Genomic DNA, 24,491 nt, shown 5'->3' on the forward strand with positions numbered 1-24,491 from the left:
ACATCAACTAAAAATAATAAAATGGCTTTACCATTAATACTGGTTTCGAACGACGACGGCATTACAGCGCCAGGTATACGGACGCTGGTGAAAGTGGCCAAGAAAATAGGAGAGGTAGTGGTTGTGGCACCTGACGGACCGCAATCAGGTATGGGGCACGCGATCACGATCGGCAATACGCTGCGCCTCGATCGCTCCATTGCCTTTGAAGACCTGGGTATAGAGGCCTACGAGTGCTCCGGTACCCCGGCCGACTGCGTGAAGCTGGCCAAGCATCATGTGTTGAAAGACCGTCGACCTGATCTGGTGGTGAGCGGCATCAACCACGGTTCCAACTCCAGCATCAGCGTGCTGTACTCGGGTACCATGTCAGCGGCTATTGAGGCGGCTATCGAGGGCCTTCCGGCTATCGGGTTCTCTCTTTGCGATTACGGGCACGAGGCTGACTTTTCGCATACCGAAGAGTTTGTGGAGCTGATTATCCGGCAGGCGCTGGAGCATGGTATACCTGAGAATACGGCCCTGAACGTAAACTTGCCAAAGAAGAGCAGTGAGCCGATCAAAGGTGTGAAGGTATGCCGGCAGGCCCATGCCAGGTGGCAGGAAGAGTTTGACGAGCGCCTTGACCCGCGCAACCGCCGCTACTTCTGGATGACGGGCAGCTTCGTGAATCACGACAAAGGAGAGGATACCGACGAGTGGGCGCTGGTAAACAACTACGTATCCGTAGTGCCATGCCAGTTCGATATGACGGCCTATCATGCCATGGCCACGCTCAATGAGTGGGATATTTAAGGTATAGAAAAACCCCTGGGCTGTGAAGATCAGCACCAGGGGCAACCTAACATTTTTGTTTTTATAGCTTATTTAAATTTTGTGACGATCACGTCTGCATTCTTTGCATTAGAGTCTGCAGGCTTGCTTGAGCCGTCATTTGTCACAAAGAGGATGGTAAGCTTTTGACTAACCGCTACAGGCTGGCCGTCTACTTTACCGGGATTCCACATACCTTGTGTTTTCTGAATTGTGCCAGAGATAGCATCATGCATTTCTTTTCCCATACCTACCGAGAACATGCTGATTACTTTGCCGTCTTCCTTTATGACTAGGTGCACCTCAACGGCTCCTTCAAAGTCAGTGTTGGCAGGGTAGCGCAGGTTTTTGGCCAGGTATCTTTCAAAGGATCCCTCTTTAAAAGTTGGCTTCACATCTACTTCCTCTATTTTATAAGAGGCCTTGGTATACTTGGTCATGCTCGGCACGCCCATCTTCTCGCTGCCGCGGCCCGATTCTGAACTCAGGAACTGTACGGGAAGCACGAGTTCAGAACCAATGGGCTGTCCGTTTTTGAGGGCTGGTTCCCACTGGCCGGAAGTAGCCTTCACTGCTGCCATGGCTGACTCTGACAGCTTAGCCAGCATAGTTTTGTTCTGGAGCTGGAAAGTGGATGCATCCATGTAGTCGAGCTCAGAGCCAGGGCCGACCATTTTCTTCAGCTTGGTGCCTTCCAGACGCACATTCGATACCTGTCCTTCTTTATCAACATAGAACTTCACCACTACACGGGCGTTCAGGTTTTCCTTTTTAGCTTCGGCGGGTAGTGCCAGGTGCGCCTGCATCGCCTGTTGCATCGCCTCTGTGCCGCCCTTAAAGGCAGGCATACGATTGGACACGTTGGCTGCTGCTGTTCGATCTGATTCTGTCAGGGAAAACCTGATAGGTAAGGTATAGCGCACTCGTACGACCTCCTCATTCTGCCGGCCCGGGGACCAGTGACCACTCATCAGCTTCACCACCCGCATGGCCTCCGCATCGGTTTCAGGGCTGAGCGATTTCACTGCTTTTATTTCATTGAGTGTACCATCGGTTTCCACTACGAAGGTAATCACAGTCAAGCCTTCCAGGCCATTGCTTTTGGCAACAGCTGGGTATTGGATGTTGGTGCCCAGGAATTTCATCATTTCAGCTTCACCACCCTTAAACTGCGGCATGTGCTGGACGTAGCTGTAGGGTTCGCCTGCAGGTTTCTTTTGCTGTGCTAGTGCATCTGTTTGCAACCCGATGCTGAGTGAGAGGGCCAGCAAGGGAGCGGCCAGTAAGATCTTGATTGAGTTTTTGTTTTTCATGAGATGTAAGTTTTATGGTTCTGTTTTAGGAAAGAAAAGGCAATAGTGACCCTGCCCCGGTTTTTAAACTGGGTTTAGCAGGTATAAAATAGGGTGAAACTATTATTTTATGGCGAAGCGCACGGGCAAGGTATAGCGGACAGGTACAGCTTTACCGTTCTGTTTGCCAGGATCCCACTGACCTTGCATGGCTTCTACTACCCGTATGGCCTCTTTGTCCAGGTCCTCGTGCAACGACTTTAGTAGCGTTATTTCGTTTAAGCCGCCAGTCTTATCTACCACAAAGCTCAACACTACCAGTCCCTCTACGCCTGCATCCTGTGCGCTCTTTGGGTAGCGAACTTGTCGTGCCATAAACTTCATCATCTCAGATTCGCCTCCTTTGAACCTGGGCATCTGCTCTACATAGGTATAGGGTTTATCAGTAGAACTGGCATTTTCAGTCGCAATGTTAGGTGTAGCAGTTGGTCCTGCTAGCTTGACCTCATTCTTCACTGTTTTGGCTGGTTCGGTGGTTGCTGCGTTGGCCGTCGCAGCTGCAGGTTCTATACCTTCGCGCTTCTGCTCGCCTATTGGAGTTGAGGCTTTTCGTGCTGGAGCCATTACGAGCAGCTCCGTCAGCGAAGCGGGTTCTTCCACGAGAGTTGTCACATCAGCGCTTACTTTGCTACTGGAGAATGCTACCAGCAGTATGAGTATTACGGGCAGGGAAAGCAGCAGGCGCGCTTTGCTTACAGGTTTTCCATGCAACTGCAGCATGCGCAGGCGGCGGAACACTTGCGGCTTCTGGAAATAACTTCCCACCGGTATTCCCGCCATGTAAAGCGCCTCCTTGGCCAATAACGAGCTGTATTCCTGTGGCTGGCAGTTAGCGAGTACCTCCGCATCCGCCTGAAACTCGTGCACATTACGCAGTTCTTCTTTCATAAGCCAGACCAGCGGATTGAACCACAGCAAAGCGGTCAGGATTTCATAGTAAAGTACATCGTAGGTATGGCGCAGACGTACATGGGCCATCTCGTGCGAAAGGATCTGCTGCTGCTCCTGTGCGGACAAATGCTTCATATCTCCCAGGAACACATAGTGCAGGAAAGCGAACGAGGGAAACTGTCCTTCAGTTTGGAGCACGGTTGCCTCAGCCCCTAATGATTGGAGCGGTTTGGCTGCAGACGCCAGCGTCCGGATGCGGATCACCTGCATGCCCAGCCTAAAGAGTAGTACAAGGCCAATTACACCGTACAGCATAAGCAGCCATTGGCCGGTTGTAAAGAGTGGTGCTGTAGCTGGTGCAGTCGAATTATAGCCTATAACCTGTATTTCCTGCAGTTGGATGGCAGGTATGACATCCGTGGAGGGAAGCACGGCCTGGAATGGCAGTGGTAATTCCAGCAGAGGAATAGTTAGCGCCAGTACAGGAGTCAGTAGCAGATATAGCCTATTAAAAAGCAGGCCAGGCTGGTTATGCAGCACCAGTCTGTAAAACAGGTATAGCACCAGCAATGCTATAGCAGACTGCAGCAGGTAATTAAGCATTGTTTCCATCTTGTTGGTCCTCTTCTTTAAGGTCGTCTTTTACATGGCGCATCAGCTGGTCAAGCTCTTTTACGTCCAGGTTATTGTCTTTGGCAAAGAACGAAACAAGCTTTTCGAAAGAGCCTCCGAAATAACCGCTCATGAAGTTCTTCAGAAAAAAGCTCTTATACTTGTCTTCAGCCACCAGCGGATAGTACTCGTGAGACTTACCAAAGGCATTGTATCCGACGAATCCCTTCTTCTCCAAAATGCGAACAACGGTCGATACCGTGTTATAGGCTGGTTTTGGTTCCGGCATCTCTTCCAGAATATCTTTCACGAATCCTTTTTTCATCTTCCAAAGGATCTGCATGATCTCTTCTTCGGCTTTGGTGAGTTCTTTCATGGGGCTTGTGGCTGTTGAATAAGATAAATATATAACTAATTACTTAGTTTACAAACTAAATGTTTAGTTATTTGAGAATATTTTAAATAAAAAATGGCTCCCTGTAGGGGGAGCCATTTTTAAAAGATATAAAGATCAGGGATTAGTAGCCCTCGTTTCTTACCAGGTTCGGGTTACGCTCAATCTGCTGAAGCGGAATTGGCCATAGGTTACGGAAAGCTTGTCCTTCACAGAAGCCAAGCACCTCGCATGTCAGGTTGTAACGACGCAGATCAATGTAGCGGAGGCCTTCGCCTACGAACTCCAGACGGCGCTGACGCAGAATCTCATCAAGTGCTGCCGTTACAGAAAGTGCACCCACATCAGGTAGACCGGCTCTGTTTCTGATAGTATTGATGTCCTCACGAGATTGCTCTGATACAGTATTGGACTGTCTTATGGCAGCTTCTGCTCTGATCAGGTACATCTCTGCCAGGCGGATCACAATTACGTTGTCGGCGTTATTCACGGCATCTTCGTACTTTAGGAGTCTGCGGCGGTTGGCGGAGCCTTCAATGCGAACAGTTGACTCAAAGCGGGTGTCACCGTTAGCAGCTGATGCTTGCAAAGCCTCATAAGTACCCTGACGCACGTAGAATTTCTGACCAGGTGTGTTCGGGTTAGTAGATGAGCCCAGGTTGTTTTGGTCGTTTGCCGTGAAGTCAATCTCAAAGATGGACTCTCTGTTGCCGCTGCCTTCTGTGGTGAAGACGCTGGCAAAGGTAGGCATCATTTCAAATGCATTGCTTGTGATAACCTGGTTGGCTTTGGCCTGTGCCTCACCATAGTTGCCAACCTGCAATTGCACACGGGCTAGCAAGGCAGTTGCCGCAAGTCCTGAAGCACGGCGAGGATCTGATCTTTCCTCAGTGTCCAGCATGTTCTCTGCATTGGTCAGGTCACTGATGATGGAGTTGTACACCTCCTGCTCAGATGCGCGCGGAAGGAACTGAATGTCTGGCAAACCAGTGGTCGCATTCAGCTCAAGTGGTACTCCACCAAACACCTTCACCAGATCAAAGTAAGCAAGCGCTCTTACAAAGTACATCTCACCCTGAACGGCATCACGCTGCTCAGCTGTGATAGTACCAGCTGAAAACAAATCATTAGCCTGAGAGATAACTGTGTTAGCACGGTTGATAACTGCATAGATGGTACTCCATGTGTTGTCAATCTGTAAGTTGGAAGCCGTAAAGTTCCGTCTGGTTGCCTCGAGGTCAGTGGTAAATGTACCGATGAACTCCATGTTGTCGGAGTATACCTCATTGTAGAAGGCGTAGCGGTAGCCATAATAGTCTTCGGACTGCATGGCGCTGTAAGCACCAAGGGCAGCCTTGTCCAATGAATTGAAATCAGTTACGGCAACACCAGCCTCTACCTGTGTGGTCGGGGCTACTTCCAGTCTTTCCTCACAGCCGGTCATCACACTCAAACCAAGTGCTGCGGCCAATATGTATGAATATTTTTTCATCTTGATAATCGGTTTAATGATTAAAATCCAACATTAACACCAAATGTGATGGTGCGGCTCTGAGGCACTGTGTAGAAGTCTACACCCAATGTTGTATTGCTGGTACCTGCAAAGTTCACTTCCGGGTCGAAACCTGGGTAATCTGTGAAAGTAAGCAGGTTTTGAGCCTGAGCATACACACGCAGTGATCTCATTCTCAGGCGCTCGCTAACAGAAGTAGGCAGTGTGTAGCCCAATACCATGTTCTTGAGGCGCATGTAAGAACCATCATATATAAAGCGTGATGTGTTGCTTCTGCCATTGTAGTTCTCATCCAGGTAAGTAGCACGCGGTACGTCTGTTACGTCACCTTCCTGGCGCCATCTGCCCAGTACATCTTCCACCATGTTGTCGTCATATACACCAAGGTGCATCTGGTACTGACGCGATGGCATCGCGATTTCGTTGCCGTAAGAGAACTGGAAGAACACATTCAGGTCGAAGCCTCTGTAGCGGAAGGTATTTGTCAGACCACCGATAAAGTCTGGCTGTGCATTGCCGATCACAGTGAAGTCATCGTCTGTGATAATGCCGTCTCCGTTGATATCACGGAAGTTCACGTCACCAGCCATTGTTCCATTGAACTCAGCCTTAGATTCTGGGACATCCTCTGTTCTGCTGTAAATGCCGTCAGAGATCAAACCGTAGAAAGTACCTATTGGCTGACCTTCGCGCAATACAAGTGAGTTGCCGCCGAAGCCGTAGAAGATGTCCTGTCCTTCATAAAGCGACGTTACCTTGTTGCGGTTACGGGCAATGTTAAAGTCTGTTGTCCAGTTAAAGCCATTGCCTGGGTTAGAGATGTTTACTGTGTTCAGGGCAATTTCAAAACCTTTGTTTTCAGTAGAACCTACGTTGAATTGCACACTAGAGAAACCACTCTGCGTTGGAATAGGACGGGCAAAAAGCAGGTCCTCTGTCTTCTTCACATAATAGTCAAACGCAAGGTTAACACGACCATTCAGGAAGCCAATGTCAGTACCTACGTTAAACTGTCTGGTTGTTTCCCACTTCAGGTCCGGGTTGGCCAGCTGAGACTGGGCAAGACCTGAAAGGTCAAGGTAGTTGCTACCGCCTGTGTAAAGCGGCAGGTATCTGAAGTCGCCGATCTCCTGGTTACCGGTTACACCGTAAGAAGCACGCAGCTTCAGTTCACTCATGTAGTCAAGACCTGACATGAAGTTTTCTTCAATCAGTCTCCAGCCTGCCGAAACAGACGGGAAGTAACCATAGCGGTTGTTCGCACCAAAACGGGAAGAGCCGTCAGCACGGAAGTTAACGCCCAACAGGTATCTGTCTCTGAAGGAGTAGTTCACACGACCAAAGAAAGAAACAAGAGAAGACTCGATTTCAGAGTTTGTACCGGCGTTCACACGAGCAGCACTCGATACGTAACGGAAACGCTCACTTGCGAAGCCTTCACCTGTTACACTGGCGCTGCGGATCTGGTTGTCCTCGTTGCTGGCACCGATCACAGAAGACAGGCTGTGTACCTCGTTGAAAGTTTTGTTATAAGCCAATGTTGCCTCCAACAAGCGTTTGGTAGCAGTGGTAGTGGCATTAATGGCCTGACCACCCTGTGCCTCAAAAGTAGAACCAGGGAAGTTAGCGGCGCTATAACGACGTTCCTCCACGTTCAGCACGTCTATACCACCCTTCACCTGCAGGTCGAGGCCCGGGATGATTGAGTATTTCGCAAACGCGTTACCAACAGCACGAAGGTTGCGTGTTTCGTTATCGTTCTCAAGACCTTCCGCTACCGGGTTAGTATAGTAGAAGTTAGGATAAGAGTAAGTTCTTGTCTCTACATCAGTGAAAACAGGCCAGAGCGGAGACGCAGCCAATGCGTTGGCAAACGGGCTGGTGATCGAGTTGTCGCTGATGATACGGTCACTGTCTGAGCGGCTTAGCTGGATGCTGGTGCCCAGTGAGAACTTGTCATTTGCCTGGTGATCCAGGTTCAATCGGGTAGAATATCGCTGATAGCGGCTACCAATTACAACACCTTTCTGATCGAAGTAATTACCAGACACATAGTAGCGCGTCTTCGGGTCGCCACCGCTTAAAGAAAGCTCATAGTTAGAGATACCGGCCGTGCGGGAAATCTCATCCACCCAGTCAGTGTCAGCTATTGGGAAATCAAGGCCTCCATAGTAGAAGTCAGCAAACTCCTCTGGAGTGTACTGGCCTTCCGGAATGAAACCGTCGTTCACGAAAGCTTCCATCATGATCTCAGCATACTGCTGCGTGTTCAGAAGCTTAGGCTTTTTCCAGTAGTTCTGTGTACCTGAATACATATTGAAGTTAACCTGTGTCTGACGGGCAGAACCACGCTTGGTCGTGATCAGTACTACACCGTTGGCAGCACGCGAACCGTAAATGGCTGCGGCAGAGGCATCTTTCAGAATGTCGATTGACTCGATATCGTTCGGGTTGATGTCCGTCACTGCGTTAGTAGACTGACCACCAAAGCCTAACTGAGAGAAGTCACCTGTTGTTAGCGGAACGCCATCCACTACGTAAAGCGGCTGGTTGCTGGCAGAGATAGAGGTAGCACCACGCACACGCACGGTGATACCGCCACCTGGTGTACCAGAGTTCTGAGAAATCTGCACACCGGCAGCACGTCCCTGCAGTGCCTGGTCAACACCTACAACTGGCAGGTTCTGGATGTCTTCCGACTTCACTTTGGCTGTAGCGCCTGTTACTTCACGACGCTCCTGCGTACCGTAACCCACTACCACTACTTCACTTAGCTGACGCTCATCAGCAGCAAGCTGTACGTCAACCGTGGAGCGACCATTTACTGGTACTTCCTGACGCTGCATACCGATAAAGCTGAACACCAGGGTTGCGTTTGGCTGTACCGATAAGGTGTACTCGCCGTTGATTCCGGTTGTAACACCATTTGTAGTGCCCCGCTCCAACACGGTAACACCTGGGAGCGCAGAGCCGTCATTGGCTGCTGTTACTCTACCGGATACAGTTTGAGTCTGAGCCCAGACACTGCCTACCAGTGTCAGGACTAAAAAGAAGCTCAAGAGTATACTCTTCTTCATAGTAGTTAAATTAGATAAAAAATTGATTTAGGAATTAACATTAGTCTTGCCAATTAGTTGAGAGAAATCAAAAAAACGGCTTAACTAATTTAGCAAATATAAAAATATAATAAACACATTCCTTTAAAATGTTGGACAGATTCGGGTTTGTTTGCAGGAAATATGTAAAGTCTTATAAATCAGAAGAATTCATGTTCGAACTTGGATTAAGATGGTGTTCTGTGACCAAAACCCTGCTTATGAATCGGTTAATTTTTCTCCAGCACCGTCACACTCAGAAAGCCGCTGCCCTCGTGAATGGCTGACTTCCAGCCCAGGTCCTGCAGGTACCAGCGTATAAAATTATTGAGCAGGCCATGCGCCACCAGGATCACATGCGGCTTGTGCTCAGCCTCCCGTGCCAGAAATGTGGCTGCTTCACGTGCCCGCTCTTTTGCCTGCCTGAACGTCTCTATTCCCTTACTGTTCATGCCCATCATCCAAAGCAGCCTGGCGCTCACCAGCCAAAGCCTGATCGGGAGCCGCAAAAGAGGGAGCGAAAATATACGACGCTCAAACTCCCGGAACTCATGTCGCACGATCAATTCTACCTTATCACCAAATATCTGCCGTGCAGTGAGCTGCGACCTCACCAGGGTGCTGCAGTATACCTGCCGGATCTCCTGGTAAGGAATGGCCTCGTGTTGCAGGACAAACTGCTCTACTTCCGCTGCATCATAGTCGCTGATATAATTGCGTGCGCCGGCTTTGTCAAAGTAACCCTTCTTCGAAACCAAAGGCCGTGCATGACGGATCAGGAAGATGCGCTTTCTGGTCTGAGTACTGATCGATGGTGCTGTCAAGACATGCCTGGTTGGTTTAAGCAGTGTATACGCACGAGGGAATTCCACGATGCCCGTGGCTCCAGGGTGCAACTCAACTTATAGCCATCATTTCAGGTGCAGAGATCGCAAGGTATAGGCATGATAAAAAAATGTAAAAAACCTGAAATCGCATTAACGGAATTTGCCTTGCTCGCGTAATAGAATGCACTGATAGCAACTGCTGGAACACATGACATGGACCACCCAGCGGAAGTACAATTTTTCATAAACATCTTCTGGCCAGCCTTTGGCCTTCATCTATACCTGGCTGGCTATTAATTATTAGGCATTCACCTGTCTCTAAGTGCCATGTTGCAACCTGGCTGAGATGAATATTGGGCCGAACCAAAAAATGATGTAAAACATATCTACACCAGAAAAGATAATGAAAACACCCCATTACCCATCGACGATCCTGATGACTGCCGATACGGTTGGCAGCGTATGGACCTATGCTCTGGAGCTAACAAGAGCCGTAGCATCCCAAGGCACAAATGTAGCACTGGCTACCATGGGTAGCCCCATGAACGAAGAGCAGCGCACAGAAGCAGAGAGCATCCCCAATCTCACAGTGTATGAAAGCGAGTATAAGCTTGAATGGATGGATGATCCCTGGAAGGATGTGGAGAAGGCGGGCCAGTGGCTTTTGGAGCTGCGCGACCAGGTGCAGCCGGATGTGATCCACCTTAACCACATGAGTTTCGGCAGCCTGGATTGGGGCAAGCCCGTGCTGGCGGTCATCCACTCCTGTGTGCTGTCGTGGTGGCGGGCCGTGAAGCAGGAGGAGGCTCCCAAAAGCTGGAACAAGTACAGCGAAATGGTGCGAAAAGGCCTGCAGGCAGCCGATGTGGTGGTAGCCCCGACCCAGGCCATGATGCACCAGGCCGAAGAACTCTATGGTCCGTTTAAGCAAAGCACCGTGGTGTATAACGGGCGAGGACAGCAGTATTTCCAGTTTGGGCGCAAGGAGCCTTTCGTTTTCAGCCTGGGCAGGGTATGGGACGAGGCCAAGAATATCTCTATGCTGGCACACATTGCCTCAGACCTGCAGTGGCCGGTTTATATAGCAGGTGAAGGCAAGCATCCGGATACAGGAGAGGCCATGGAACTGGAAAACGTATACTTCCTGGGGCAGCTCACAAACAAAGAGGTGTCTGATTGGCTATCCAGAGCGTCGATCTACGCATTGCCTGCCAAGTATGAACCCTTTGGACTTACCGTGCTGGAAGCGGCCATGTCAGGCTGCGCCCTGGTGGTGGGCAAAACTGAGAGCATGGCTGAGGTATGGGGCAATGCCGCCCGCTACGTTGACCCAAACAGTGCAGATGAATTGCGTGACGCGATTGAGAACCTGATAGATGATGAGTTCTGCCGCAATATAATGGCTTGCCGGGCTGTGAAGCGCTCGCATGGATACACCGCCGACCAGATGGCCCAGGATTACAGTTATCTGTACGGGCAGCTGATTCAGGCACCGGTTTCGGTTTCAAAATGAAAAACTAGCTTATCTTTACCAAAAATTGTCAAACAACGAGATGAACATCGTTATTCTTGGCCTTTCCATTACAACTTCATGGGGCAATGGCCACGCCACCACATACCGTAACCTGGTACGGGCCCTCAACGCCAATGCACACCATGTGTTGTTTCTGGAGAGAAAGCTGCCTCAGCGACAAGCCGCAGCTGATCTGGGTGCGCCAGACTTCTGCCAGTTGGGCACCTACGCTACATTAGAGCAACTGAAGCAGTACACAGAGCAGGTGCGTGAAGCCGATTTGGTGATCATGGGTTCGAGTCTGTCTGAAGGCATCGTGATCGGGAAGTGGATAATCGAGACGGCAAAGGGCATTAAGGCTTTTTACGATCTGGATGCACCTGCCACCCTCACAGAACTGGAAGGCCAGGGACCATCTTACCTGAGTGCGAGCCTGATCCCTGCCTTTGACCTATACCTATCCTGCACAGGAGGTCCTGCATTGGAGCTGTTTGAGCAAAAGTACGGCGCCAACATGGCCCGTCCGCTCTACTTCTCAGTTAACCCGGAGCTATACCATCACGAGTACCGCGAGATCAAATGGGATCTGGGCTACCTGGGTGCTTATTCAGAAGACAGACAGTCGGTCCTGCAAAAACTGATGGTGGATGCGGCCGCTCAGTGGCCAGAGGGACGTTTTGCGGTAGCTGGTACGAAATATCCCGAAGACATGGGCTGGCCCGGTAACATCAACATGCTGCATCACCTGACCCCGGTTGAGCACCGCGATTTCTTTAACAGCCAGCGCTTTGCGTTAAGCTTAGCCCGCTCTGGTGCCAGCAGGTTTGGCTATACCCCAAGCATGCGTCTCTTTGAGGCGGCTGCCTGCTGCACACCTGTCATTTCGGACTACTGGGAAGGTATAGAGTCGCTGTTTGAGCCTGAATCGGAAATACTGATTACCAAAAGCGCCTCTGAAACATTACGCTTCCTCCGTGAGATTTGTACCTCGGAGCGCAAAGCCATTGGTACAAGGGCCCGTCGCAAAGTGATGGCACACCACACAGCCGCCCACCGTGCCCATGAACTGGAAACGTATGTGGGAGAATTGATGTCCCTGAACACTTCGAATGAGCCAAAGCTGGAAACGATCGGCTGATACAGAACTGAATTTAATTAACAGGAAGCCATACCCGATTTGCTGGCAAGCGGGTATGGCTCTTTTTTGTGCAGGGAGCAGCCACGCCTGACTGCACTAACGATTACATGACAATGACAAAAAAAGGAATAGAACGCTGGAAGACACTGAAGTCGCAGGTGGTATTTGAACACAAATGGTATACCCTGCGCCGTGACCACGTGGAGCTGCCCAACGGACATGTGATGGACGACTACTTTGTGAGTGTAAGACCGGATGTGGTGCTGACCTTCCCGTTGACTGAAGATGGGCACGTGCTGTTTGTGCGGCAGTACAAGCATGCTGCTGCCGATATCTTTATTGAACTGCCCGGTGGCGTGATCGATGCGCATGAAACGAACCCCCTGGAAGCGGCTAAACGGGAGCTGTTGGAAGAAACCGGCTATACCACCGACGACCTGGAACCGGTGCTGCAGGTGATTGACAACCCAACCAAAGACACGAATAAAATTTACTATTACATCGCCCGCAATGTACGCGAAGTAGCTGCTCAGGACCTCGATGAGAGTGAGCACATCGAGGTCCTGAAAGTGCCGCTGCAGGAGGTGGAGCAAATGATAATGAGCGGCCAGATTAATGTGGCCGGCTCCATTGCACTCTGCCTGCTTGCTCTCCGGAAGCTGGGTGCTTAGAGCTTACTGATCTGCCTGCCAGGCAGTAGCTGCAATGATGTTGGTGCCTTTCCAGTGCAAGGTATAGCCTGCCGTGTGCGGGGCGGGGCTGAACTGTGAGTGCAGGTTCAGTTCCTGACGAATTTGGGCTGCTGTAACCTGAAGTGGAGCCGGTTTATACCCATTGCGTGTCAGGCGGTGCTGCCAGGCATCCAGCCGTTCGTGGCGCTCTACTCTGTCGCTCCCTTCAAAAGCTACCACATTGAGGATCTCCCTGCCAAAAAACTCCTGCTCGATCACTCGGCGCTCCGGCATATCGGCCGGTAACAGCGTGTCCAGCACATCAAACACGGTATGGTAGTGACGCAGCGACTCACGCAGGCGTGGCAGGAAGTCGAGGCGGTTATGCTCTGAGTCAGGTTCTGTCAGGGTGAGCAGCTGCGGACGCAATGCACGTATCTGCTGCAGTACGCGATCACGCTGGTCAGGTATAGCCACCAGTTCATCGGCGAGATGGTGCAGGGTGAGTGCCGCGTTCACGATCAGGGTATGGGAAGCGTCAATCTCAAGCGATTGCAAATCAAAATCTTCGAGGCGGGTAGCCACATAGGTATAGCTGAAGTCCAGGCCCAGCCGCTCGGCGTGTGCGCTTAGGCGGGAACCGGTAGCCTGCAGCTTATATTCCGGATCCGGGTTACTGTGGTCCGGTATATCGATGCCTGTCAGGTGTAAAGCAGGACGCTCTCCCGGCATGGCTGCCAGCTGTTCCATCAGGTGGAACCACTGCAAGCCACTGCCTATACCTAAGTCCAGCAGGTATACCGATGACTTACCAGCAATGGCAGAGAGGATGGAGTGATTGGCAAAGCGGTGCCCGAAAGTAACCAGCGGCGTAGCTGTCACCAGTACATTGAAGGCCGCAATCATATCCATTTCCCCAAAGTTAGAGGCATACAGGTTGCCTGACGCTTTCGTTGTGCTTTGCTGACAACGCAATGCCAGGGCCCGTGCAAATGCCTGCGCGATGCGGCCTTCTGCACCAGTCTGCTCAGCAGCTCTGTTCAATAAGTCGTGTGCATTAACCACGGCCTCTTCAGGCTGGTCCTGAACCTGATAGCCCAGGTCGAGTACCTGTGCCAGTAGCGGTTGTGTGGCGTATACGCGGGAAGGATGTAGTAATTCTTGTAGCATTTGCAGAAGGTATAACTGGTGTTCGTCAGGCCCGATAGTCAGGCGCAGGGTATGGTGGTCGGCGCGGCGCACCAGGATGTTGTTGGCAAGCAGGTAGCTGTGTATGTCATCGGCGCTGTAACCACCGGCATCCAGCAGCAGAAAATTGCCCTGTGATGGCCAGAACTGTACGCCTATCTTTTGCAGCGCCTGCTCCAGCTTGGTTTTGCCGGCCTGTGTGGCCTCCAGGGTCATGTGCAGGAAGTGCTCGTCGTCCAATGCAGCCAGTGCGGCAACCTGTGCCAGCTGGTTCACATTGTAGGGTTGTTTTACTTCGTGTATCTGCTCAATCAGGTGCCGCTGCGCGATCATGTACCCGATGCGGACGGAGGCTAGCCCGTAGGCCTTGGAAAAGGTGCGTAACACCACCAGGTTTGGGTAGCGGGAGAGCATTGACACGGCATCAGCACAGTCAGGAGCTGTGACATATTCTATGTAAGCCTCATCTACCACAACAGTAACATGTGCAGGGATGCGATCTAGTACCTCCTCCAGCTCAGCGGATGTGAGGTAAGTGCCGGTTGGGTTATTGGGGTTGCAGATGAAACAGAGCCGTGTAGAGGGGCGCAGCTGGCGCATAAAAGCCTGCATGTCAATCCGGAAAGCACTTGTAAGTGGAATTTCAGTGCAGGGGATGCGCAGTGCACGGGCTTCCTGGCAATACAGCGGGTAGGAGGGTGTGAAAGTCAGCACCTCTCCATCTTTGTCGTGACCGCAGAAGCGGCGCACGAGCAGCGAAATCAACTCTGCTGAGCCGCTGCCTACTGTGATCTCATCTGCCTGTACTCCCAGTTTCTTAGCCAGCGCGTGTCGCAGGTCGGCTGCATCGGGTGTTGGATAGCCATGTATGCTGGTGAGGGCCTGTTGCATGGCGGCCAGTACCTGCGGAGATGATCCAAACAGGTTTTCGTTTGTTGCAGCTTGATAAGGGAGGCGTTTCTGTTCCATAGCAGGTTGTAGCAGCATAAGTTTTAGCATTGCAATATAGCAATTCAAAAATGTATATTATATTTTAAATGATGGTTAAGCATAAAAAAATGATAACAAAGTGAAATTAAAAAAAATGCTTTATACGAGCAGATAACTAATTGTCTGAAAACGTTGTATATACAATTATTGCAAGCGTTATTGCACCCTATCTAAGATATTTTCGATATGAAGTTAGAACATGAATTAAAGATGCCAAACTTCAGGAGCCCTTATCAGAGAGCCTCTCTGAATCTGATGTTCACGGGTGAGTGGATGATGGCACGGGTTGACAGTCTGCTCAAGCCCTATGACATTTCTTCACAACAGTACAATGTCCTGCGCATCCTCCGGGGGCAGCAGGGCAAGCCCATCAACCTCTTTGCCATACAGGAGCGAATGCTGAACCGCATGAGCAATGCTACCCGCCTGGTTGAAAAACTGCGTCTGAAAGGGCTGGTTACCCGTGAGCTTTGCGAGCAGAACAGACGCAAGGTGGAGATTGCCATCACAGATAAAGGAATGGAACTGCTCGACAAGCTAGACCCACTGATGAAGCAGCTCGAGGAAGATACCTTTAAAAGCCTGTCGGCTGATGAAGCACAACACCTGAGCGACACACTGGACCGGGTGCGGGAATAATTCCGGTAACACGTCTGTATTGCTTAACTTCTGGCAGAGCCTGTCGTTTAAATGTCAGTATGACAAACAAATAGCTATGGAACAGGAACAAACCACTTTGTTGAAAGATTATACGATGGAAGAAAAGGGCGCCTACCTGGCAGCGCTTGCTTCCGTTGCTTCCGCAGATGGACACGCCTCTGAAGAAGAACTGGAATTTTTGAGGGTGCTGAGTGAGGCAGCCGATATACCGGAAAACGTGGAGGAAGAGGTGATCTCAATTGCTAAAAATCCTTCACAGATCAGCGTGCAGCGGGTGCTCGATGTGCTCAAAAAGAGTGAACTGCGCTTCTCTTTCATCACTGATATCATCAGCTTTGCCAAAGCTGATGGCGAATATACCCAGGAGGAGCAGAAGCGGATACAGGAGATGGCCGATTACCTGGGCGTAGACCAAAAGCAGTACAGTGTGCTGGAGCAATTTGTGAACAAGGCCGATGAGGCCCAGCAGCACGGGGAGGATCCGAGTTCTCAGGCGTTTATGAACAAGAACGGTTTTGGAGACATGTTTAAGAATGTTGGCATCTCCCCACAAATGGTACAAGGTATACTAGGCATAGCAGCGCCGCTTGTACTGGCCCGTATGATGGGCGGCGGCAGACGCCGCGGCGGTATGATGGGTGGCATGGGCGGCGGTCTGCTGGGAGGACTGCTTGGTGGTATGATGATGGGACGTGGCGGGCTGATGGGGGGCGGTCGACGCTCGAACAGCGGCTTAGGTTCCATGGCCTCTGTGTTGGGTGGCCTTAATGGGCGCAACCGCTACGGCAGCATGGGGTCCGGCGGACTGGGCAGCTTGTTGGGTGGATTGCTCGGTGGCAACAAACGGGGCGGCGGCACGAACTGGTAGGTATAGCGGTGTATTTTCATCATCTACAAAACAGTTGTATTTGATAGGAAGGGAGCTGGTGGTAATTTTTGCCATCAGCTCCTTTCTATTTGGGCATGTCTCAATCTGCTATGATATATTTTGTAGCTTTAGGAAGCAAATCTGAACCGCATCAGTTACTATGATAAAAAGTAAATTCCTATACCTGGCATTGGCCCTGAGCATGGGTTTTTCTGCCTGTCAGCAGCCACCGGAGCAACCTACTGCAACTGCTCAAACACAAACCACCGAAGCGAAGGTATACTACCCGGGCAAAGGAGAGAACTGGGAAACAAAAAAGCCGGAAGAAGTAGGTATGGACGCTACGTTGTTGCAACAGGCTGTAGAGTGGGCCAAACAGCAAGAGACTACCCAAATGCCCAAGGATTTTTCTACCCAGGAAGAGATCTTCGGCAAGATGCTCGGCCCTGTACCTAACGACAGAGCCAGCACCAACGGCATCATCCTTAAGAACGGTTACATTGTGGCGGAATGGGGCGAGACGGAGCGGGTAGACCCAACTTACAGTGTAGCCAAAAGCGTGCTGTCTACTATACTGGGTATAACCATAGACCGTGGCCTGATCAAAGACATAAAAGACCCGGTAGCGAACTACGTGCAGGATGGCGGCTATGACTCGGAGCAGAACCGCAAGGTAACCTGGGAGCACCACGTGCGGCAGACCAGCGAATGGGAAGGCGAACTCTGGGGTAAGAAACACGACTTTGTGGGCAAGGAAGAATACGGCCGTGGTGAACGTAAACCACGTGAGCTGCAGGAGCCAGGTACCTACTACGAGTACAACGACGTGCGCATCAATCGCTTTGCTTTGTCGATGCTCCGCCTCTGGAAAAAGCCGCTGCCGGAAGTGTTCAAAGACGAAGTGATGGATCCGATTGATGCTTCTAATACCTGGAAGTACGTGCCTTACCATAATTCCTATGTAGAGATAGACGGCAAGCGCATGCCCTCGGTGAGCGGCGGTACCCGCTGGGGCGGCCTCTGGATCAGCGCCCGCGACGAAGCCCGATTCGGCTACCTGTTCCTGCGCAACGGCCGCTGGAAGGACAAGCAGATCGTGTCGGAGGAGTGGGTGAAAGAAGCTACTACTCAACGCGGACCGGTAGGTCCTGACTACGGCTACCTGTGGTGGCTCAATACCGAAGGCAAAGCCTGGCCCAGTGCGCCTACCACCAGCTATGCTGCTTTAGGTGCCGGACAGAATACGATTTGGGTAGATCCGGAGCATGATATCGTGATCGTGTGGCGATGGCACCACGGCAACCCGGATGAGTTGATTAAAAGGGTGCTGGCAGCGGTGAAGGAATAAAACAAAACGAGCCGACTCACATGAGTCGGCTCGTTCTTTATCAGGTTATACCTTTAGGTCTTAGTGACGGCAAGTGCAGTGCTCGCCGGCTATACCTTCGGTGCGGGTATCAGTACCTTCGTGCCAATCGAAAGAAGCTGCATACTTGTTGTTTTCCCACCAGAATTTGCCCGGCTTGCGGTCGTAGTTGCCTACCTCGTTTAGCGTAGCGGCATCAAACAGTCGGCCATTAACCATAGTGTAGCGCACGTGCTCGGAGTTCTGGATATTCTCGAGTGGGTTCTGGTCCAGCACGATCAGGTCGGCCAGTTTACCTGTCTCCAGTGAGCCGAGTTCTTTGCCCATACCCAGGTACTCGGCACCGTTCATCGTGGCGGCACGCAGGGCTTCCATGTTGGTCATACCGCCTTGCTGCAGCATCCAAAGCTCCCAGTGTGCGCCGAGGCCTTGCAGCTGTCCGTGTGCACCGAGGTTCACTTTTACGCCGGCATCCGTCAGGGCCTTGCAGGCTTCAGAAGTCTTGAAATAACCGTTGCGGTACTCTTCGTCCGGTACCTGCATCACAAAGCGTGAGCGACCATCGATTACCGAACGAGGTGTGAATTTCAGGAGTCTTTCCTTCTCCCATACCTTGGTGTTCTGGTACCAGTAGTACTCGCCGCTGGTCGCGCCGTAGTTTACGATCAGGGTAGGGGTATAGCCGGTGTTTGAGGCTTTCCATACCTCTACCACATCTTTGTAGAGTGGTGCGATCGGGATGTTATGCTCTATACCGGAGTGACCGTCGAGGATCATGCTCATGTTGTGGAAGAAGGTTGAGCCACCTTCCGGCACCACGGTCATGTCTAGTTCGCGAGCCGCCTGAATGATCTGCTGGCGCTGCTCACGGCGTGGCTGGTTGTAGCTCTTCACCGAGAAACCACCGGCAGCTTGAATGCGTTTCAAATGCGATCGGGCGTCGTCGAGGCTGTTCACCACAGCTTTAAAGTTGCCATCAGCACCGTACAGAATCGTTCCAGTTGAGTAGATGCGCGGACCCACCATATGCCCTGCTTTCACGGCTTCGGACTGGCTGAATACCATCTCGGTAGTAGAAGATGGGTCGTGCGTCGTCGTTACACCGTAAGCCAGGTTAGCCAGGTACGACCACTGTTGTTTCGGGCTCATGCCGTTACGGAAGGTGCCCAGGTGTGCGTGTACGTCCACTATACCTGGCATAATCGTCTTACCACTGGCGTCAATCACTTTCGCGTCTTTCGGCACAGCTATACCTTTGCCCACCGACACAATGCGGTTGCCGTCCACGACGATCGTACCGCCTTCAATTACCTCATCGCCTTTCATCGTGATGATACGGGCGTTGGTAAAGGCTACTTTGCCCTGCGGCTTATCTGTTTTAAACTCCAAACCGATCTTTATACCTGTGGTATCGATGGCGGGCAGTTTCTCAGGAGCACCCTCCAGGAAAGCAAAGCGGTCTTTCAGGTCGTTCGAGAAATACTCGTCACCCAGCACCCAGTTCACTTTCTTGCTGTCGCCTGACCAGTGCACGCTCGTGCCGGCGTCTTTGGTGAAGCGAGCTACAGGTACAGCTTTGGTTTCAGCGCTCAGGTCCATACCGGCACCGTTGGCCGAGAACGGCACCACGTAGCCGTTGAACAGCTCCACAAACGCCAGCCACTTGTTATCGGGACTAGGGTAGAACTGGTCGGTGTAGGTAGAGGTATAGTGCGTGCGCTCCTCTTTGCCGTTCAGGTCCACGCTCTTGAAGGTATACTTACCGCCACCGCCAGCTGTGAAGAAAATACGGTCAGACGAAGCGTTGAACAGTGGATTGAAGCCGCTCTTCTGTACGAAGGTCGGGTTCTTGCCTTCTGCCGTCATGTAATAGATGCCACGCTCGTTGCCGTGGGCATAGCCCATGTGGTTGTTGCCACCGTCTTTGCTGTACACGATCAGCTTGCCGTTTGGCGAGAAAGAAGCGTTGGTATAGAAGCCTTTCTCAGATGTGAGTTTAGACGGCTTCGCGTTTTTCTTGCGGATGTCCACTTTCACCAATGCGCCGAGGTTTTCATCGTCCCAGGTAGAGAACACGAGCGTTTTGCCATCAGGCGAGAAAGCCGGGTAGAACTCAAAGTCCTTGCCGTTGGTGATGCGCTCCGGCTTGCCGTTTGGCAGTTCTTTTTTGTAGATATGACCCGCAGCATTGAACACCAGTAGCTTGCCATCAGGCGAAGTCACGGCATGGCGGATGGCCTTAGCCGCGAACTGGTCTGGCGATACACCTTCCTTGCTGAAATCGTGACGCACGGCTTCGGCGATGTGGTGCGTGGCAGTGGCTTCAAAAGGTATGTTGCTTACTTTCTGGCTGGCTACGTCGATCTTGTTGATTTTGCCATTGGCCCAGAACACCAGGCTTTTATTGTCAGGCGTCCAGGCGAAGTTCGGGTATACCCCGAAAATGGCCCATGCTTCCTGCTGGTCGTTGCTCAGCTGGTCATAGATCGGCCACTGCTCACCTGTTTTCAGGTCGTGGATGAAGAGCACGGACTTGGTGCGCACGCGGCGCACGAAAGCAATATGTTTTCCATCTCTAGAGATCACCGGGCGAACAGAGCCACCGTTTCCTGTGATCACGTTCTCGATCTCTCCTGTGTTACGGTCCACGCGGCGGATCACATAAATCTGGCTGTTCGGGTCTTTGTTGTACTCAAAGGTAGAGCCACCGCTCATGTCTTCTGAGAAGTACACGTACTTGCCGTCCGGCGAGGCCATCGGCTCACCTGCGTCTTGCTGGTCGTTTTTGCGCTTGGTCAGCTGCACGCCGCTGCCACCCGACTTATGATACATCCACATCTCGCCAGCACCCAATGAGCGGGAGGCCGTAAAGTGCTTGCGGGCGATCAGATATTCCCCATCAGGCGTCCAAACAGCGTTGTTGAGCAAACGGAAGTTCTCTTTGGTGATCTGCTTGGCGTCGGAGCCATCGCGCTTCATTACCCAGATGTTGTCGCCGCCACCTGCATCAGAAGTAAAGGAGATGAACTTGCCATCAGGGCTAAAACGCGGCTGCACCTCGTAGGCGCGGCCACTGCGGAGCAACTTCGCTTTGCCGCCCGAAATCGGCATGATATAGATATCGCCGAGCATGTCGAAGACGATCTCCTTGCCGTCCGGACTCACGTCCAGGCTCATCCAGGTGCCTTCGTCGGTTGTTACGGTAATTTCTTTTTGCGGTCCGCGGGCTTCCTCCACGTTCCACTTGTTGTCTTTTTTGTCCTGCGCCGTGGCTGTGCCCAAAGGTAAGGCAAGTGCCGCCGCCAGGAACATACTCAGATAGGTATGCTTCTTCATGACAGGGTGTATTCGATTAGATTAATTTAGATTCTCAAATTTAACGATTTGAGGGGAGAAATCAGAAAAGGTTTAATTTAGGTGGGCGGGGTAGAGATTTGGACGTGTATTGGATAATGTTCTTGGAAGAACAGGTTGCTCCTCAATACCGTCAACTTAAGTAAACGCTCTTTCGAAATTATCAATCCGAAACTGATTTGACAGCAACTAATAGAATATTAGGATAGTCATCTTACCCTTGTCGTCGATATGCACTTGAAAATGGACTTGCGAATTTACGGCCTTCCCCATAAAACGGGCTGGCTCCCATTGTCCGGTAGAGGCTTTAAGCGCTTGCAAAAGGTCGTGTTGTAAAAAGCTAAACTCTTTCAGTGGTGCCCATACGATAGCCTGCACATCATATACTTGATAATATGTAGGTTTCACTCGCCGATTAGGTATAGATAGTTCCGTGATGTTTCCCATTGAATCTATACTTGCTATAAAATTCTCATAATTGAATTGACCGGTCAGTCCATATTTCTTACTTTCAATGTGGAGTAATAGATTCGCTAACTGAATATTAGGAGAAGGGCCTACATAATCGATTGCGGAGGGATTCGTAAATACAGTTCTATCGAAAAGGATGTTTCTGTAATCAATCGTATACCCCAATTGCAAGATGTTAGCCTCCTGCACAGGTATAGCTTCCAGCGAATCTAAGGGCTTCGAGTTAGAACCGTAGTAGCTGAAAGTTAGGATACCCTTTCGCTCGTAAGTATAGAGCAGCCACCTTTGACCCAGCGTAACATCAAAATCGCAGGAGCTATACCTACCAGTAATTTCTCCAGCTGTCGGTAAAGTAAATGTGAGTGTTTCAGGTAAGGAAATTCCCTTCTTGAAGTGCTTTTCTACACTGAACTTAACAGTGTATGTTAGGGAGTCTTTAGCGAATACCTTAGATATAGCCTGCCCGAAAAGAACATGTTTCGCTTTTAGGAATTCTAAAGCAATCGGTGGAGGATCTGCGTCGCAGGCAAATGCTGCAAATGGCCCTAAAGAAAAGATGAACAGTAGAAGCCTTATCATGCTGTTGTGTTAAATCAAGGTATGGGTGATTTTGTTACTCTACCACAAACTCTCTAGCCAAATCAAAACTCAATGGCTTGTTGCGGCTGTGGATCTGTTCCAGGAAGCTGTCGAGTTCGTCTTTGTATTCGAGGTGATAGTCTTCGTGCAGGTTCTTGCGTATCAGCTGCATGGTGCGCTGCAGGAGGCGTGCCGTAGCGGTATAGAAGGCTTTATAGTAGCTATCGAACTGGCCGGTGAAGTTGTCGAAGATCAGGCGTAACAGGTATAAGTGCAGGTCGATCTCCAACTTGGCGTCTTTGGTCACCCGCTTGAAACGGGCAATCTCCTTGGCTGATTTGCGGAGCGATTTGGTAAGGGCGCGGCCCAGGTAACGACCGGTAGTGCCGATCATCAATTCATGGATTGTCTCAACAGTCTGGTCGTAGAGTTCTTCGGGTGTAAGCTCGCCCAACTCAATGGATAGCATGTCGTACAGCTCCGCGTCGCGGCGAGCGGCTTTGAGAATGATGGTTTCCTTTTCTTTGTCGCTCAGCTGCTTGACAGCTTTTTTGAAACCAGTAGAGACGGTAGGCATAAGGTATAGGCTAAGGTATAAAGCGGCAAACGCTCGCTGAAGCTGTTGGTTGCGTACGTGCCGGCTATACCTGTAAAGCTAGGAAAAATTGGTGTGCAGTTCAATGTATGAAGGCTTGGGAATAAGTCAAGGCTATACCTGTTAGAGGGGGTAGGTGTTGCTTTATTGCCCTCGCTCGCGTCCCGCGAGTGTGAGGTATTTGGTGGCGTCCCGCCACCTGTGCCGGCAGGTACAAAAACAAGCGGCCAGAGTCCGCCGGATAGCTCACACTCGCGGGACGCGAGCGAGGGCAGTGGATTACAATAGAATCCTGTCAATCCTTGGGGGTAGGGGGCCCTCTTTAAATCCTTTAATCCTGATTCTGACAGAATAATATCCGCCTTCCCCGGAATTAACCCCGGTTCCGGATTGTTTTAACCTATACCTTTTTTGGAAGAGCCGGAGCCGGTCGTGGACTGCTGTTTTATAGTGCTTTCCGCTTCCGTAGCTCCGTAAAAATTCGTAATTTTGCACTATGAATATTGAGACAGAAATTTTACATCAGGACGAGGTAGCCTTGCTCGAAGAGAGCACCGACCTGCATAACCTGATTGTGTATAACGACGACGTGAACACATTTGACCACGTAATCGCAACCCTTATCAAGGTATGCGGCCACTCGGCGGAACAGGCGGAGCAATGCACGCTGCTGATCCACTACAAAGGCAAGTGTACTGTGAAGGTAGGGTCTTACGAAGAGCTGGCTGGTATGTGCACCGCCTTGCACGACAAAGACCTGTCGGCCAACATCGAGTAGCGGGAGGTTGAATGGAATTTCCGTCTAAACTGATTGAAAACGCCGTTGAGGAGCTGGCAAAGCTCCCGGGCGTAGGGCGCAAGACTGCCTTGCGATTGGCGCTGCATATGCTCAAAGAGGAGTCTGAGGAGACTTTTTTGTTGGCTGAGGCGCTCGTAAAAATGCGTACCGAGGTAAAACACTGCAAGCAGTGCCACAACATCTCTGACACAGAGGTATGCGGCATCTGTCTCAACCCGCTGCGTGATCGCAGTCTGTTGTGCGTGGTAAGCGACATCCGGGACGTGATTGCGATCGAGAACACGTCGCAGTTCAAAGGCCTGTACCATGTGCTGGGCGGTGTGATTTCACCTATCGAAGGCGTAGGCCCGTCGGACCTGCACATCGATTCGCTGCTGGAGCGTCTGCCGAACTCTGAAGTAAAAGAGATCCTTCTGGCTATCAGCCCGACCATGGAAGGCGACACGACCGCTTTTTACCTGACCCGCAAACTCCGCGACCACAACGTGCGCATCACTACGATTGCTCGTGGTGTGCCGGTAGGAGGCGAGTTAGAGTATACTGATGAAATTACCCTGGGACGCAGCATCGTAGAGCGCACGTCTTACGGCAAGAACTAAAACTCGCGGCTTGTAATAGCTGAGAAGGACATGCAAAAGCATGTCCTTTATTGTTTAGGGAGATAGGTATAGGTAGTTAGTTGTAACTGGGCCAGAGGCCCCACGATAGCAAGTCACGAGCGTAGACGCTCGCGCCATATTCCCTCTCCACTTCACTGGTTTTCTCTTGCATTATATTAACTTTGGAGCTTAATTCAGAATAA

19 protein-coding genes are annotated in these 24,491 nt (G+C 51.0%); 9 read left to right on the forward strand and 10 right to left on the reverse strand.

Annotation, left to right across the window (positions count from 1 at the left end; translation table 11 throughout):
- The first annotated feature begins 21 nt into the window (after positions 1-21).
- Positions 22-795 carry a 5'/3'-nucleotidase SurE gene (surE, locus tag BW972_RS11525; RefSeq protein WP_007656749.1) on the forward strand — a complete coding sequence of 258 codons (774 nt, stop codon included), beginning with the start codon at positions 22-24 and terminating at the stop codon, positions 793-795.
- A gap of 68 nt (positions 796-863) precedes the next feature.
- Here the strand turns inward: surE and BW972_RS11530 are convergent, their stop codons facing one another.
- The 6 genes from BW972_RS11530 to BW972_RS11555 form a co-directional block, all read right to left on the reverse strand.
- Positions 864-2,126, reverse strand: coding sequence for a TonB family protein (locus BW972_RS11530; protein ID WP_076422251.1), 1,263 nt, complete (start codon positions 2,124-2,126; stop codon positions 864-866).
- Positions 2,127-2,228: 102 nt separating this feature from the next.
- A complete protein-coding gene (locus tag BW972_RS11535) occupies positions 2,229-3,668 on the reverse strand; it encodes a M56 family metallopeptidase (RefSeq protein WP_076422252.1) in 1,440 nt (479 codons plus the stop codon).
- Positions 3,652-4,044, reverse strand: coding sequence for a BlaI/MecI/CopY family transcriptional regulator (locus BW972_RS11540; RefSeq protein ID WP_007656743.1), 393 nt, complete (start codon positions 4,042-4,044; stop codon positions 3,652-3,654). Before BW972_RS11540 ends, BW972_RS11535 begins: the two co-directional genes overlap by 17 nt.
- A gap of 142 nt (positions 4,045-4,186) precedes the next feature.
- On the reverse strand, positions 4,187-5,554 hold the full coding sequence (locus BW972_RS11545; RefSeq protein ID WP_076422253.1) for a RagB/SusD family nutrient uptake outer membrane protein: 1,368 nt from the start codon (positions 5,552-5,554) through the stop codon (positions 4,187-4,189).
- A 20-nt stretch (positions 5,555-5,574) separates the two neighbouring features.
- Positions 5,575-8,652, reverse strand: a complete 3,078-nt coding sequence (locus BW972_RS11550) for a SusC/RagA family TonB-linked outer membrane protein (RefSeq protein ID WP_076422254.1) — start codon at positions 8,650-8,652, stop codon at positions 5,575-5,577.
- Positions 8,653-8,900: 248 nt separating this feature from the next.
- The gene (locus tag BW972_RS11555) at positions 8,901-9,494 is read right to left on the reverse strand and encodes a histidine phosphatase family protein (protein ID WP_076422255.1); all 594 of its coding nucleotides are present in this window, start codon (positions 9,492-9,494) and stop codon (positions 8,901-8,903) included.
- A 406-nt stretch (positions 9,495-9,900) separates the two neighbouring features.
- On the opposite strand from BW972_RS11555, the gene BW972_RS11560 reads away from it, so the two are divergent.
- The 3 genes from BW972_RS11560 (at position 9,901) to BW972_RS11570 (ending at position 12,819) form a co-directional block, all read left to right on the forward strand.
- Positions 9,901-11,010 carry a glycosyltransferase gene (locus BW972_RS11560; RefSeq protein WP_234986361.1) on the forward strand — a complete coding sequence of 370 codons (1,110 nt, stop codon included), beginning with the start codon at positions 9,901-9,903 and terminating at the stop codon, positions 11,008-11,010.
- Between the two features lie 40 nt (positions 11,011-11,050).
- Positions 11,051-12,148, forward strand: a complete 1,098-nt coding sequence (locus BW972_RS11565; RefSeq protein WP_076422256.1) for a CgeB family protein — start codon at positions 11,051-11,053, stop codon at positions 12,146-12,148.
- A gap of 107 nt (positions 12,149-12,255) precedes the next feature.
- A complete protein-coding gene (locus tag BW972_RS11570; protein WP_234986362.1) occupies positions 12,256-12,819 on the forward strand; it encodes an NUDIX hydrolase in 564 nt (187 codons plus the stop codon).
- A 3-nt stretch (positions 12,820-12,822) separates the two neighbouring features.
- Here BW972_RS11570 and hisC read toward each other — a convergent pair whose 3' ends face one another.
- On the reverse strand, positions 12,823-14,976 hold the full coding sequence (hisC, locus tag BW972_RS11575) for a histidinol-phosphate transaminase (RefSeq protein ID WP_234986363.1): 2,154 nt from the start codon (positions 14,974-14,976) through the stop codon (positions 12,823-12,825).
- Between the two features lie 207 nt (positions 14,977-15,183).
- On the opposite strand from hisC, the gene BW972_RS11580 reads away from it, so the two are divergent.
- The 3 genes from BW972_RS11580 (at position 15,184) to BW972_RS11590 (ending at position 17,873) form a co-directional block, all read left to right on the forward strand.
- Positions 15,184-15,636, forward strand: a complete 453-nt coding sequence (locus BW972_RS11580) for a MarR family winged helix-turn-helix transcriptional regulator (RefSeq protein ID WP_040574369.1) — start codon at positions 15,184-15,186, stop codon at positions 15,634-15,636.
- Between the two features lie 76 nt (positions 15,637-15,712).
- A complete protein-coding gene (locus BW972_RS11585) occupies positions 15,713-16,525 on the forward strand; it encodes a TerB family tellurite resistance protein (protein ID WP_076422259.1) in 813 nt (270 codons plus the stop codon).
- A 160-nt stretch (positions 16,526-16,685) separates the two neighbouring features.
- On the forward strand, positions 16,686-17,873 hold the full coding sequence (locus BW972_RS11590; protein WP_076422260.1) for a serine hydrolase domain-containing protein: 1,188 nt from the start codon (positions 16,686-16,688) through the stop codon (positions 17,871-17,873).
- A gap of 60 nt (positions 17,874-17,933) precedes the next feature.
- Here BW972_RS11590 and BW972_RS11595 read toward each other — a convergent pair whose 3' ends face one another.
- The 3 genes from BW972_RS11595 to BW972_RS11605 form a co-directional block, all read right to left on the reverse strand.
- Entirely contained in the window at positions 17,934-21,227 is a 3,294-nt protein-coding gene (locus BW972_RS11595; protein ID WP_234986364.1) for an amidohydrolase family protein, read from the reverse strand.
- Positions 21,228-21,434: 207 nt separating this feature from the next.
- Positions 21,435-22,295: a hypothetical protein gene (locus BW972_RS11600; protein ID WP_076422261.1), complete on the reverse strand. Its 861-nt coding sequence runs from the start codon at positions 22,293-22,295 to the stop codon at positions 21,435-21,437.
- Positions 22,296-22,329: 34 nt separating this feature from the next.
- Entirely contained in the window at positions 22,330-22,872 is a 543-nt protein-coding gene (locus BW972_RS11605; RefSeq protein ID WP_076422262.1) for a hypothetical protein, read from the reverse strand.
- Positions 22,873-23,386: 514 nt separating this feature from the next.
- Here BW972_RS11605 and BW972_RS11610 point away from each other — a divergent pair.
- Together BW972_RS11610 and recR are read left to right on the forward strand one after the other, a co-directional pair.
- On the forward strand, positions 23,387-23,668 hold the full coding sequence (locus BW972_RS11610; RefSeq protein WP_076422263.1) for an ATP-dependent Clp protease adaptor ClpS: 282 nt from the start codon (positions 23,387-23,389) through the stop codon (positions 23,666-23,668).
- An 11-nt stretch (positions 23,669-23,679) separates the two neighbouring features.
- Complete coding sequence (recR, locus tag BW972_RS11615; protein WP_007660826.1) at positions 23,680-24,288, forward strand: recombination mediator RecR; 609 nt, start codon at positions 23,680-23,682, stop codon at positions 24,286-24,288.
- The last annotated feature ends 203 nt before the right edge of the window (positions 24,289-24,491 follow it).

Origin of the sequence: Pontibacter lucknowensis, from assembly GCF_900156415.1 — a bacterium.
Classification (GTDB): Bacteria; Bacteroidota; Bacteroidia; order Cytophagales; family Hymenobacteraceae; genus Pontibacter; species Pontibacter lucknowensis.